Here is a 13,186-nt window from a genome sequence, read left to right as displayed (position 1 = left end):
TGACCGGCGTCAGCCGCCTCAGTGGCCGGAGCCGACCGTCTCGGTGACCGGCGTCGACCGCCTCAGCGATCGGAGTCGGCCGCCTCAGTGATCGGCGTCGGCAGCCTTGACCAGCGCGCCCTTGGTGACCGCGCCGACGTACACCTTGCCGTCGTCCGTGATCAGGGCGTTCACCAGGCGGGTGGAGAAGACCGTGCCCGAACCGAACTTGCCGGTGACCTTGTCGCCGAGCGAGCCGAGGAAGCCGCCGAGGTCGCCGGCCGGACCGGCGGCGCCGTCGGCGGAACCGGTGGGCAGACCGCTCTTGCTGCCGGAGTCGAAGGTGGCGATGGAGGTCCAGCCCTCGCCGATGACCTTGGCGTCGCCGGGGCCCTCGGAGCCCGCGAGACCCGAGAGGCCCGGGAAGCCTTCGAGGCCCTGCGCGCCCTTGTCGCCCCGCGCGCCGTCGCCCCGGGACTTCCCGCTCTCCAGGCCCTGCCCGTGGTCGCCGTCCTCGGTGACCTTGGCCCCCTTGGGCGGGGTGAAGTCGAAGGTCGACGCGGCGGGCTTGGCGAAGCTGATCCGGGTGAAGCCCGCGTCCACGACCGCCGCGCCGCCACCGGCCGGCGTCAGCGTGAACTTCAGCGGCAGCCCGGTCTTGGCGTCCACGGCCACACTGATCGTGCCGACCGTGCTGCCGGACTGCTTGGGCTTGACGAGCAGCTTGTACGCGTCCCGCCCGGCGACCTGCATGGTGCCGTCGACGGTCACGGACGTGGTGTCGTCGACCGACTTCAGGGCCTCCTCGGTGAGGCCCTTGGGGGTGGCCGGGACCGGCTCCTCGCGGCTGTCGCCCTTGGCCGCGCCGTCGTCCGCGGTCGAGTGGTAGACCTCGTTGGACTTGCTGTCGTAGCCCCAGACGTCCTTGCCGTCGTGGATGACGCTGTACTCGGCGGCGCTCTCCAGCAGCGAGAGCTTCTGCCGGTCCGGACCGTCGGTCGCGACCCGCAGGGTGTGCGTGCCGGAGGCGAGTTCGGTCAGCCTGGCGGACGGGTCCGCGCTCGACCCGTCGCCGGCGGAGCCCGTGGCGCCCGACAGGAGACCGCTCTCCAGCCCGCCGAGATCGGGGAGCCCCAGGTCCGTGGTGATCTTCACCGTGCCGGACAGCTGCTCCACGTCCGACTGGGCGATCCTGTCGATGAGTTGCTGCGCGGTGATCTTCGGAAGGTCGGGGTCCCCGGAGGAGGCGAGCGCCGGGACGAGCCCGATGGTCGCCGCGGCCACCCCCACCACCGCGACCGGAACGACGTACCGAGCGGCCGTACGACGCCCGGAGCGCAGGTCGTCGGCCTCCCCGCCGGTCGTACCGGTCGCACCGGTCGTGCTGTCGTCGGATTCGTACGGTGCCATGTGTGCCCTACCTCCGTGGTCGGCGGCGGCTGTCCGTCTCGGCGCGTCCTCGCACTTGTGGTCCCACCCTGAGCCGCCATTCTCACCCGAATCGGTGAGGAGTGGTGTTTTCCGTGGTGTCCATCTCACCAAATCGGTGCTGTCGAAGCGTCAGACCGCGGGATCAACTCCGCGTACTGCTGGGGTATGACACAAAGAGGCGGTGCCGCGCCCGACCCGTAGGGGTCGCGCACGGCACCGCACACGTCCGATCGACACCGCCGTCCGGCTCCCACGGAGGAGCAGCCGGACAAAGCTCCGGGCCCTGCCCGGCAGGGCCCGGTCCGGCAGGCCCTAGCCCGCCCGGTGCACCACCGCGTCGCACAGCTCCACCAGGGCCCGCTTCGCGTCGCACTCCCGCAGCGGTGCCAGCGCGGCGCGCGCGTCCTGCGCGTACCGCACGGTGTCCTTGCGTGCCTGCTCCAGCGCGGGGTGCTCGCGCAGTGCCGCCAGCGCCTGCGCCAGCTTCGCGTCGTCGGTCAGGTCGGAGTCCAGCAGCTCGCACAGCGCGATGTCCTCCGCCAGCCCCAGCCGTGCCGCCCGCTCCCGCAGTCGCAGCACCGGCAGCGTGGGGATGCCCTCGCGCAGGTCCGTCCCGGGCGTCTTGCCCGACTCGCGGGACTCCGACGCGATGTCCAGCACGTCGTCGGCCAGCTGGAAGGCGACTCCCAGCCGCTCCCCGTACTGCGTCAGCACGTCCACGACCGTCTCGTCCGCGCCGGACATCATCGCCCCGAACCGGCACGACACCGCCACCAGCGATCCGGTCTTGCCGCCCAGGACGTCCAGGTAGTGCTCGACCGGGTCGCGCCCGTCCTGCGGTCCCGCCGTCTCCAGGATCTGGCCGGTCACCAGCCGCTCGAACGCCTCGGCCTGCACCCGCACCGCCTCGGGCCCTAGGTCGGCCAGGATGTGGGACGCCCGCGCGAACAGGAAGTCACCGGTGAGGACCGCGACGGCGTTGCCCCAGCGGGTGTTCGCGCTGTCCACCCCGCGCCGCACCTCGGCCTCGTCCATGACGTCGTCGTGGTACAGCGTGGCGAGGTGGGTCAGTTCCACCACCACCGCCGACGGCACGATCCCGGGTGCGTACCGGTCCCCGAACTGCGCCGCGAGCATCACGAGCAGTGGCCGGAAACGCTTCCCGCCCGCCCGCACCAGATGCTGGGCGGCCTCTGTGATGAAGGGGACCTCGCTCTTGGTGGCCTCGAGCAAGCCTTCCTCGACAGCCGCCAATCCGGCCTGGACATCGGCTTCCAGAGCCTGGTCCCGCACGCTCAGCCCGAACGGCCCGACGACGGTCACGAGGGGTCTCCTGTCTGCTGGTGTCCACTGGCGCTTGCGCGGTTTGTCGATAGGTCGCTGCCACCACCTCAAGTCAGCGTATCCGGTCACGTTTCGATCACCGATAGCCCCCACGGTTACCGGCCAGGCGGTACCGGATCATGCCCGGGATGTTTCCGATCGGACGACAAGGACGAGCTTCGGCTGTTTTCTGCTGATACGGCGATGCCTGTCGGCCCGCCGGAGAGCGGCGATCCGCGCCCCAGGGCCGCACGTACCGCCGCCTCCCGCCGCCCCGGCCCGGCCGGGCGAAAGCACCCGACCGGGTTCACGCCCCCGCCGCGCGCGACACGCCCCGCGACACCCCACCCCCCTGCCGGGCCCGCCGCGAGAGGCGACCGGGCCGTCCGGATCCGGCCGCCCTCCCCCCGACACGTACGGCGGGCACGGCAGGCGCGGCAGGCGCGGCAGGCGCGGCGACGGACCGTCAGACACGACAGAAACATGCCTTATGTACCTTTATGTCCGATTCATCGCTATTAATTACAGAATTCCACTTGGCGGCAAATGGGACCGATTCCGTAAGCAGTGAATTGGGTCACTCGGGCCAAAAATGGATGCATCGGCCATCTATCCTCGCCACCCTTCCACGGCAAGCGAGTTGAGCCTTGGCAACCGCAAAGGATCAAGTGTCCCAAATGCCTCAGACCAAGGTCAAATAGGGCGAGGTGTGAATCAGACACTTGTTCCGGACATGTGCTTTCGCATACGTTCCCGGCAAGTCGGGCGAACACCTAATCCTGCCGCCGCCCTTCACCACCACCGAACACACCCGCACGGCAGGAGCGGGGGACCCAGGTAAGCCGCCGGACCGGACATCGCACCCGCAACGGCTAGGGGTTGAGCCGCATCGCCACAGAGCAGCGCGGACGGGCACCTCCCGGCCCGAACCCGACAGCTCACCTCGTAGGCACCCGAGAGGAATCACGTCATGCACGCTGCCGGTAAGAACCGTCGCGCCCGTTTCGTCCGCACCCTCGCCGTCGCCGGTACCGGCGCCGCCGTGCTCGCCCTGCCGCTCCTCGGCGCCACCTGCGCCTCCGCGGCCACCACCACGCCCGTGACCGCGACCCCCAAGTACACCAACAACCTCGACGGCTGGATCCGGCAGTCGCTGGCGGTCATGGCCCAGCACCACATCCCGGGCACCTACAACGGGATCCACCGCAACGTGATGCGCGAGTCCTCCGGAAACCCGCGCGCCATCAACCTCTGGGACTCCAACGCGGCCAAGGGCATCCCGTCCAAGGGCCTGCTCCAGGTCATCGACCCGACCTTCGCCCGCTACCACGTGGGCGGCACGTCGTTCGACATATACGACCCGGTCGCGAACATCACGGCCGCCTGCAACTACGCCGCCGCGCGGTACGGCTCGATCGACCGCGTGTTCAGCGCCTACTGACCGGCCCCGCCCGGGACGGTCACCTCTCTGCGGGAAAGAGTCTTTCGAGGACGACGGCGATGCCGTCGTCCTCGTTCGACAGGGTGATCTCGTCGGCCACGGACTTGAGTTCGGGATGGGCGTTGGCCATCGCCACGCCGTGGGCGGCCCAGTCGAACATGGGGATGTCGTTGGGCATGTCCCCGAAGGCCAGGGCGTGTTCGGCGCGCAGCCCGAGGTGCTCGGCGGCCAGCGCCAGGCCGGTCGCCTTGGTGATGCCGCACGGCTGGAGTTCCACGGTCCCCGGCCCCGACATGGTGACCGTCGCCAGCGAGCCGACCACCGAGCGGGCCGTCGCCGCCAACTCGTCGTCGGACAGGGCGGGATGGCGCAGCAGTACCTTGCTGATGGACTCGCACCACAGATCGTCGCGCCGTCCGACCCGCACCGCGGGCAGGGTCGGGTGCGGCATCAGATAGCCCGGCTCGATGAGCGTGAGGCCGTCGACCCCGTCCTGGTCGACGGCCGCGTACACCTGTCCCACCTCGGCCTCGATCTTGCCGAGGGCGGTCGCGGCCAGCTCCCGGTCGAGGGTGACCGACCACAGCAGCCGGTCCGCGCCGACGTCGTACAACTGCGCGCCCTGCCCGCACACCGCGAGCCCGGCGCAGCCGATGACGTCGAACAGCGGCCGCACCCTCGGCGCCGGGCGGCCCGTCACCACGAGGTGCCGGGCACCGGCCCGGGTCACCCGCGCGAGTGCGTCCAGGGTCCGGTCGGAGAGCGTGTCGTCGCCGCGCAGCAACGAGCCGTCCAGATCGGTGGCGACGAGTGAGAATGCGAGGGGAGCGGCCATGATCAGAGAATACGGACCCCGCGCCCTCGCGACTCACCCTCGTTTCGGCCCCAAGTGGCGCCTGCGGGCTCCTTGATGGCGCCGGCGGGCAGCCCCGCGGTCTCCGACGGCTCCCGGGACGGCCCCCGTTGACCTTTTCGTCCCCGGCTCAGCCGTGGGCCGCCGTCAGGTGCTTCGCCAGCCGCGGAGAGGCGAACTCCGTGCCGCACACGAACCGCATGACCGGGCCGTACGAAGCCGCCGCCGGCAGTCCGGTGAGGTACAGACCGGGCACGGACGACACATATCCCGCACCGAGCCTGGGAGTGCCTCGGCTGACCACGAGTTCGGCACGCAGCCGGTGGCCCAGGAAGTCCATCGCCGCCATGTCCACCCGGTAGCCGGTCGCCGCTATGACGTGGTCGGCGGACAGCCGGTGGGTGCCGCCCGAGTGCGGGGCGACGGTCAGCGTCGCCCGGTCGTCCGCCGCGCCCGCCTCGACGATCCGTTCGACCTCGCTGACCTGTACCTTTCCCTCGAAGCGGTCGCGCAGCCACCAGGCGCCGAGCGGACCGAGCACACGACGGACCAGGTAGTGGCGGGTCCGGTCCGGCAGGTATCGGTAGGGGTGCGGGTAGTAGCTGAGCGCCCACAGCGACCAGGCGCGGCCGAAGGGGGACTCGGGGCACAGCCTGGGCTGCTTCCACGGGGGTGCGCCGAAGGCCACCCGGCCACGGCCGCGCGCGACCACGTGCACCTGCGCGCCCGCCTCCGCCGCGAGCGCCGCCGTCTCCAGCGCGGACTGGCCCGCGCCGACCACGATGAGTTCCCTGCCGGAGAAGCGGCCGAGGTCGTGGTGCTGGGAGCTGTGGGAGACCGGACCGGCGGGCGAGGGTCCGTCCGCCCCGGCGACGGTCAGCTCGGGGGGCAGATGGGACAGCCCGGCCAGGCCCGTGGCCACGACGACCGCGCGGGCGGTGAACAACTCACCGGAGTCCAGCTTCAGTTCGAAGCCCGAGCCGCGGGGTTCCCCGGCCCTGCGCTCGACGGAGACCACCCGCACCCGCTCCAGCCGCGGCACCAGCCGCTGCTGGAACCACTCGCCGTAGCCGATGAAGGTCTCGGCGGGGATGATGTCCTCGTCCGTCACGAGCCGGCGTATGCCGGCCGCGTCGCAGTAGTCGGCGAGCGTGTGGCCGGTCTGCGGCGCGTCGATGCTGGAGGCCACGGGCGTCGATTCAGCAGCATGCCCGCGGGCATGTGGTCGCGCCAGCTGACCATGGGATCGCCGAAGACGCGGACGGGGACACCGCGCGCCCGCAGATGGGCGGCGGTCGACAGGCCGAAGGGTCCGGCACCGATGACTGCTACGGGTCGACTCACGAAGTCCCTCCCCAGGACGTCACTTCGTCACTTCGTGGTGGTGCTGCCGCCGCGGCGGTTGGTGCGCCACAGCTGATACAGGTGCTTCGCGCCCGGCCGCACGAAGCGCGCGAGCATCGTGAAGAACGGCCGCAGGTCGTCACCCGCCAGCCAGGCCAGCTCCGTGCCGCTCGCCCGCGCCGGTGCGTGCGGCGCCGTATAGCCGCTTCGGCGGTAGGCGAGCAGGGCGGGCAGGTCGATGTTCTCCACGAGATACCGGTGGCCGGCCCGCTGTTCCCCCTCCGTAACGGCACGCCCGGTCAGATCCAGATGCATGGCGCGCACGACGTCCACCCCCGATCCGCTCTCGAAGAGCCGGAAATGGGCGCCCATGCGCGGGTTGAAGTCGAGGAGTTTGTACTGTCCGTCGCGCCGGTCGAAGCGCAGGTCGCGGTCGACGATTCCGGTGAAGCCGATCTGTTTGACGAAACGTGCGGCGAGGTCCGCGAGTTCCGGATTGTCGACTACGTACGCATTCGCCGTCATCCCCGCGTGCGGCGGCCAGGAGCGGACCTTCACTCCGGTGAACATCGCCAGCGGGGTCGAGTCCCGGTCGAAGTAGGCGTGCACGATCCAGTCCTCGGCCTGCTCCCTCGGCAGGTATTCCTGGAGAATCACCCCCGGGTCGCCGGGACGGCCGGCCCAGTCGCGGGCGAGCGCCAGCAGGCCCTCGCGGGTGGCGATCCTCGTCGTCCCGTTCACCGCAGGCCGTTCCCGGCGCACGAACGCCTCACGGTTCTTGGCCACCACCGGGAAGCGGGCCTTCTCGGCGAAGGCGACGATGTCGTCGTAGGTCTGCGGGAAGGCCGCCGACGGGCTCGGGATGCCGTGTTCCACACACAGTTCGTGCAGGCCCTGCTTGCTGGCCAGCCGGCGCGGCAGCTCCGGCTCGACCCGCGGGAAGAGGAAGCTGCCGCCGAGCGCCTAACTGGTGCTCGGCGATCAGGACGGCGGCCTCCTCGTCGGTGGGGACGAGCACGGCGGGACGGCCGATCCGGCGGCCGATCCGCAGCAGCCCCTCCACCAGGTGCTCCGGCTCCTCGGTGCCGGTGGTCGGCCAGACGAACGCCCGCTCCAGATAGCGGGAGGCCGCCGCGGGTGTGTAACGGTCCTCAGTTGTCGCGTACATCGGGACGCCCAGGCGGACCAGACTGCGGATCGCTCCGACCCCGCCGTGGTGCAGCGGATAGTCGCCGAACTTGACGATCAGACCCGGCACTCCGCCGTCGGCCTGTAAAGGCACGCTGCCGTCGCTCCCGGCCACGGGTTCCCCCACGTGTCCCCCTCCACGGACCGGACCCAGCCCGTCCGTGTCACGAAAAAAGCGCTAAGCCGGAATTGACCGCTCCGACAACCCCAAAAGGGGCATTGCAAACTCTTTAGACACTGCCCAAGACAGGCAACTCGGCCGTAACGTGTGGCGCGGCCACATGAAACGCATCGTGTGGCAAGAACAGACGGAAAGCACCGCACGCATCCGAGAGTGAGGCAGCACCCATGCCCCCCTTCGACGTCCCCGAGGGCGATCCCTTCGGGCCGCACAACCTGCCGTACGGCGTCTTCTCCCCCGCGGGTTCGGACTCCGCCGAGCGCAGGGTCGGTGTCCGGCTCGGCGATCACGTACTCGACGCGGGGGCCGCGGCCCGGGCGCTCGGCTCGCCGTACGCCTCCGTGCTCGCCCGGCCCACCCTCAACCCGCTGCTGGCGGCCGGCCGCACCGTGTGGTCCGACGTACGGCGCGCGCTGACCGGGTGGGTGACCGTGCCGGCCCACCGGCAGGTCGTCGAGCCGTTCCTCCACCCCCTGTCGTCGGTGACCCTGCATCTGCCCTTCGAGGTCGCCGACTACGTGGACTTCTACGCCTCGGAGAACCACGCCCGCAACGTCGGGCAGATCTTCCGCCCGGACGCGGCGGACTCCCTGACCCCGAACTGGAAGCACCTGCCCATCGGTTACCACGGGCGGTCCGGCACGGTCGTGGTCTCGGGGACGGACGTCGTGCGGCCGTCGGGCCAGCGCAAGGCGCCCACCGACGAGGCCCCGGTCTTCGGCCCGTCGGTCCGGCTGGACATCGAGGCCGAGGTCGGCTTCGTGGTGGGGACGCCCTCGGAGCCGGGCCGCCCGGTGGCGCTCGGCGACTTCCAGGAGCACGTCTTCGGCCTGTGCCTGCTGAACGACTGGTCCGCACGCGACATCCAGGCCTGGGAGTACGTCCCGCTCGGCCCCTTCCTCGGCAAGTCCTTCGCCACCTCGGTGTCGGCGTGGATCACACCGCTGGACGCGCTGGACGACGCGCGGGTGGCACCGCCGGCCCGCACGCACGCCCTGCTGCCCTACCTGGACGACGCGGGCGAGGAGCCCGGCGGCTACGACCTGCGCATCTCCGTCGCGATCAACGGCCATGTCGTGTCCGAGCCGCCGTTCTCCGGCATGTACTGGACCGCCGCCCAGCAGCTCGCCCACATGACCGTGAACGGCGCCTCGCTGCGCACGGGCGACCTGTACGGGTCGGGCACGGTCAGCGGTCCCGCCGAACGCCAGCGCGGCTCCCTCCTGGAGCTGACCTGGAACGGCCGCGACCCCCTCGAACTCCCCGACGGCAAGCGGGCGTTCCTGGAGGACGGCGACGTGGTGACCATGACCGCGTGGGCGCCGGGTCCGAACGGGCTGCGGGTGGGCCTCGGCGAGGTCACCGGCCGCGTGGTGCCGCGCGACTGACCGGCACGGATGCGCACTGTCCGTACCGGTGACGGCACGGGACGCCCAAGCCGGGGGAGACCGGGGCCGGGGAAGCTACGACCGGCCCCGGTCTCCGCGGTCGAAGGACCCCTCTTCCGGCGCCCGGCGCCCCATACTGGCGGTGGACGCACGACGCGCCGGACGACGCGCGTGCCGGACCGCCCCCGACATCCACCCCCCTCCGATCAGGATCCGGAGCCCGTGGCATGACCGTCTGCCTGCTCCTGTTGAGCGCCGTCGCCCTGGCCGCCGCCGTACCGATCCCCCGCGCGCTGACCCGCGCGGTCTGGCCGGAGCGCGAACCCGTGGTCGCGCTGTGGGTGTGGCAGTGCCTGGTCGCCACCGTGCTGCTGTGCTGTCTGACGGCTCTGGTGCTGAGCGCCGCCGCTGTCTTCCACACCGTCCGCGTCCAGGTCTTCGCCCCCGCCCCGCCGTCCGTCACCGAGGCGTACGACCTGTCCGGCGCCTCGCCGTGGGCGACCGCCCTCACCCTGCTGCTGGCCTGCGGGGCCGCCTGGACCACGGCGATGCTGCTCCGCGAACTGGTCGAGGCCCGGCGCCGCCGCGGCCTGGCCCGCGCCCATCTGCGCGAACGCGCCCCCGATCTGCCCCCCGGCCTGCCCGGCGCCCGGGGGCCGCTGCTGGTGCTGGAGGACGAGTACCCCGACGCCTGGTGGCTGCCCGGTCACCCGCCCCAGCTGGTCGTCACCACGGGAGCCCTGCACCGGCTCACCGCGCACCAGCTCGACGCCGTCCTCACCCATGAGCGCGACCACGCCCGCGCCCACCACGACTGGCTGCTGCATCTGTCCACGGCCCTGGCCACCGGCTTCCCGCGGGTCCCCCTGTTCACCCACTTCTGCGAACAGACCCACCGGCTGGTGGAGCTCGCCGCCGACGACACCGCCTCCCGCCGCTGCGGCCATCTGACCACCGCACTGGCCCTCATCGAACTCAACCAGCACCGCGGAGTGCTCTCCTGCGCCTCCAGTCACCGTCTCCTGGGCGAGCGGGTCGACCGCCTCCTGGCGCCGCCGCCGCGCCTGGGCCGCAGGGACCGGGCCCTGACGACGACGGTGGCCGCGCTGGTCCCGCTCCTCCCGCTGCTGATCACCTTCGCACCGGCGCTGACGGCACTGAGCTGACGGCACGGGGCGGCGGCACGGAGCCGATAGCACCGAACCGACCGCGCCCGGTGCACCCGCCCCCCTCGGACCGCTTGAGCCGCTCGAACCGCTCGGGCTACATCCAGTCGTCGGGCTCCGGCTCGGCGTCCATCTCGGGCCAGTGGTCGGCGTCCGGACCCGCGTCGGACCGGTCGGCGTCGCCCGCCGGGGCCGGCTCCGTCTTCGGCGCCCCGTCCTGGGCGGCCAGGACCGCGATCACACCCTCCCCGTACGTCGCCAGCTTCTTCTCGCCGACCCCGCCGACCCCGCCGAGCTGTGCCACGGAGGTGGGCCACACGGTGACGATCTCCCGGAGCGTGGCGTCGTGGAAGATGACGTACGCCGGAACTCCCTGCTCACGGGCCTGCTCCGCACGCCAGGCGCGCAGTGCCTCGAAGGCGGGCAGCAGTTCCTCGGGCAGCTCGGCCGCGGCGGCCTTGGGCTTGCGTTCCCCCCGGCCGGAGGAGCCGGTCCGCGCGGCCGCGGGCTTCTTCGGTTCCTTGCGCAGCGCCACCTCACGCTCGCGCCGCAGCACCGCACCGCTGTCCTCGGTCAGCACCAGCGTGCCGTAGTCCCCCTCGACCGCGAGCAGCCCCTGCGCCAGCAGCTGCCGCACGACTCCACGCCACTCGCCCTCGGCCAGATCCTCGCCGATGCCGAACACGGACAGCTGGTCGTGGTCGAACTGGATCACCTTGGCGGTACGCCGGCCCAGCAGGATGTCGACGATCTGTACCGCGCCGAACTTCTGCCCGCGCTCGCGCTGCAACCGCACCACCGTAGACAGCAGCTTCTGGGCCGCGACCGTGCCGTCCCAGGTCTCGGGCGGGGTGAGGCAGGTGTCGCAGTTGCCGCAGCCCGCCGGGTCCGGTTCCTGCCCGAAGTAGGCGAGGAGCTGTCCGCGGCGGCAACGGGCGGTCTCGCACAGCGCCAGCATCGAGTCCAGGTGCGCGGCGGCCCGGCGGCGGAACGCCTCGTCGCCCTCGCCGGACTGGATCAGCTTGCGCTGCTGGACGACGTCGTTGAGCCCGTACGCCATCCAGGCCGTCGAGGGCAGGCCGTCGCGCCCGGCGCGACCGGTCTCCTGGTAGTAGCCCTCGACCGACTTGGGCAGGTCGAGGTGGGCGACGAACCGGACGTCGGGCTTGTCGATGCCCATGCCGAAGGCGATGGTCGCCACCACGACCAGCCCGTCCTCCCGCAGGAACCGCGACTGGTGCGCCGCACGCGTGCCCGCGTCCAGGCCCGCGTGGTAGGGCACCGCCTCGACGCCGTTGCGGGTCAGGAACTCCGCCGTCTTCTCGACCGAGTTGCGCGAGAGGCAGTACACGATGCCCGCGTCGCCGGCGTGCTCCTCGCGCAGGAAGCCCAGCAGCTGCTTCTTGGGATCGGCCTTGGGCACGATCCGGTACTGGATGTTCGGCCGGTCGAAGCTCGCCTCGAAGTGCCGGGCCCTCGGCATGTCCAGCCGCTGGGTGATCTCCTGGTGGGTCGCGCGGGTGGCCGTGGCCGTGAGGGCGATCCGCGGGACGTCCGGCCAGCGCTCGCCGAGCAGGGACAGGGCGAGATAGTCGGGACGGAAGTCGTGGCCCCACTGGGACACACAGTGCGCCTCGTCGATCGCGAAGAGCGCGATCTTGCCGCGGGAGAGCAGGTCCAGGGTGGAGTCCAGGCGCAGCCGCTCCGGCGCCAGGTACAGCATGTCGAGCTCACCGGCGAGGAACTCGGCCTCGACCGTCCGCCGCTCGTCGAAGCCCTGCGTGGAGTTCATGAAGCCCGCGCGCACACCCAGTGCCCGCAGGGCGTCCACCTGGTCCTGCATCAGCGCGATGAGCGGGGAGACGACGATGCCCGTGCCGGGTCTGACCAGGGACGGGATCTGGTAGCACAGCGACTTGCCACCGCCGGTCGGCATCAGCACGACGGCGTCCCCGCCGGCCACCACGTGCTCGACGATCGCTTCCTGCTCGCCGCGGAAGGCCCCGTACCCGAATACCCGGTGCAGCGTGGCCAGTGCCTCGCTGTCCGTCACGTCTGGCATCTCTGTGATCCCGCCTGTCCCGCCCATCTCCGTGCCCCCGTACGTCGTCCCTCGACCACTGCCTCCACGATAGGGGTCCGCACCGACAGCCTCGGAGTTATCCACAGACCGGCACCGTCGGTGACCGTCAAGGACACGATCACCGTTCACACGTTCGCGGCAGACCCGCCCGATTTCCGCCGATAGTCTGAAAGCACCGGCGAGACTCCGTCCCATTGGAGCACTGATGAGCGTCGCACCGAAGGCGTCCGCGTCCAGCTGGCCGATCCCGCCCGAGGGCGGCTGGACCGCCGACGACCTGGACCGCCTCCCGAATCTTCCTCCGCACACGGAGCTGATCGACGGGAGCCTGGTCTTCGTGAGTCCGCAGACCCTTTTCCACTCACGCGCTGTGAGCTTCTTCGAATGGCAGCTCCAGTCGCTGGCGCCCGCGGAATTCGAGGTCGTCCGGGAGTTCACCATCGACATCGACCGGCAGAACCGCCCCGAACCTGACGTGATCGTCGTACGGGCGGACGTGGTGGACGATCCGGAGCAGACGCGCTACCCGGCGGACGCGGTCACCCTGGCCATCGAGGTCGTCTCCGCCGAATCCGTCTCCCGCGACCGCGAGACCAAGCCCCTGAAGTACGCGCGTGCGGGCATCGCGCACTACTGGCGGGTGGAGAACGAGAAGGGCCGGGCCGCGGTGCATGCCTTCGAGCTGGAGCCGACCACCGGCGCGTACACCAGTGTGGGCATCTTCCGTGAGCGGATGAAGGTCGGCATGCCCTTCCCCATGGACCTCGACCTCACCGGCATCAAGTCACGGCGCGGCGGCGAGTAGCCCA

8 protein-coding genes, 2 pseudogenes and 1 riboswitch are annotated in these 13,186 nt (G+C 71.2%); of the genes and pseudogenes, 4 read left to right on the top strand and 6 right to left on the bottom strand.

Annotation, left to right across the window (positions count from 1 at the left end; all coding sequences use genetic code 11):
• Nucleotides 1–84: 84 nt before the first annotated feature.
• Both ABT085_RS16340 and ABT085_RS16335 read right to left on the bottom strand, forming a co-directional pair.
• Entirely contained in the window at nt 85–1,389 is a 1,305-nt protein-coding gene (locus ABT085_RS16340; protein WP_351607321.1) for a LolA family protein, read from the bottom strand.
• Between the two features lie 333 nt (nt 1,390–1,722).
• On the bottom strand, nt 1,723–2,733 hold the full coding sequence (locus tag ABT085_RS16335) for a polyprenyl synthetase family protein (protein ID WP_351607318.1): 1,011 nt from the start codon (nt 2,731–2,733) through the stop codon (nt 1,723–1,725).
• A 789-nt stretch (nt 2,734–3,522) separates the two neighbouring features.
• Nucleotides 3,523–3,698, top strand: a riboswitch (cyclic di-AMP (ydaO/yuaA leader).
• Nucleotides 3,699–3,703: 5 nt separating this feature from the next.
• Here ABT085_RS16335 and ABT085_RS16330 point away from each other — a divergent pair.
• Nucleotides 3,704–4,174, top strand: a complete 471-nt coding sequence (locus tag ABT085_RS16330) for a transglycosylase SLT domain-containing protein (RefSeq protein ID WP_351607316.1) — start codon at nt 3,704–3,706, stop codon at nt 4,172–4,174.
• Nucleotides 4,175–4,193: 19 nt separating this feature from the next.
• Here ABT085_RS16330 and ABT085_RS16325 read toward each other — a convergent pair whose 3' ends face one another.
• The 3 genes and pseudogenes from ABT085_RS16325 to ABT085_RS16315 form a co-directional block, all read right to left on the bottom strand.
• Nucleotides 4,194–5,009 carry an HAD family hydrolase gene (locus ABT085_RS16325; protein WP_351607312.1) on the bottom strand — a complete coding sequence of 272 codons (816 nt, stop codon included), beginning with the start codon at nt 5,007–5,009 and terminating at the stop codon, nt 4,194–4,196.
• Between the two features lie 148 nt (nt 5,010–5,157).
• Nucleotides 5,158–6,371: pseudogene (locus tag ABT085_RS16320) on the bottom strand (FAD-dependent oxidoreductase).
• Between the two features lie 27 nt (nt 6,372–6,398).
• Nucleotides 6,399–7,653, bottom strand: a pseudogene (locus ABT085_RS16315) (carboxylate--amine ligase).
• A gap of 254 nt (nt 7,654–7,907) precedes the next feature.
• On the opposite strand from ABT085_RS16315, the gene fahA reads away from it, so the two are divergent.
• Together fahA and ABT085_RS16305 are read left to right on the top strand one after the other, a co-directional pair.
• Nucleotides 7,908–9,128, top strand: coding sequence for a fumarylacetoacetase (gene fahA / locus ABT085_RS16310; protein ID WP_351607309.1), 1,221 nt, complete (start codon nt 7,908–7,910; stop codon nt 9,126–9,128).
• 227 nt (nt 9,129–9,355) lie between these two features.
• Entirely contained in the window at nt 9,356–10,294 is a 939-nt protein-coding gene (locus ABT085_RS16305; protein WP_351607306.1) for a M56 family metallopeptidase, read from the top strand.
• 97 nt (nt 10,295–10,391) lie between these two features.
• Here the strand turns inward: ABT085_RS16305 and recQ are convergent, their stop codons facing one another.
• Nucleotides 10,392–12,383 carry a DNA helicase RecQ gene (gene recQ / locus ABT085_RS16300; protein ID WP_351607303.1) on the bottom strand — a complete coding sequence of 664 codons (1,992 nt, stop codon included), beginning with the start codon at nt 12,381–12,383 and terminating at the stop codon, nt 10,392–10,394.
• A 199-nt stretch (nt 12,384–12,582) separates the two neighbouring features.
• Between recQ and ABT085_RS16295 the strand changes: the two genes are divergently transcribed.
• On the top strand, nt 12,583–13,182 hold the full coding sequence (locus tag ABT085_RS16295) for a Uma2 family endonuclease (RefSeq protein ID WP_351607300.1): 600 nt from the start codon (nt 12,583–12,585) through the stop codon (nt 13,180–13,182).
• The last annotated feature ends 4 nt before the right edge of the window (nt 13,183–13,186 follow it).

Origin of the sequence: Streptomyces sp. NPDC002265 (assembly GCF_040296125.1) — a bacterium.
In the GTDB taxonomy this organism is placed as follows: domain Bacteria; phylum Actinomycetota; class Actinomycetes; order Streptomycetales; family Streptomycetaceae; genus Streptomyces.
The sequence above is the reverse complement of the archived record's forward strand: the minus strand, read 5'-3'. Positions and strand labels throughout refer to the sequence as shown.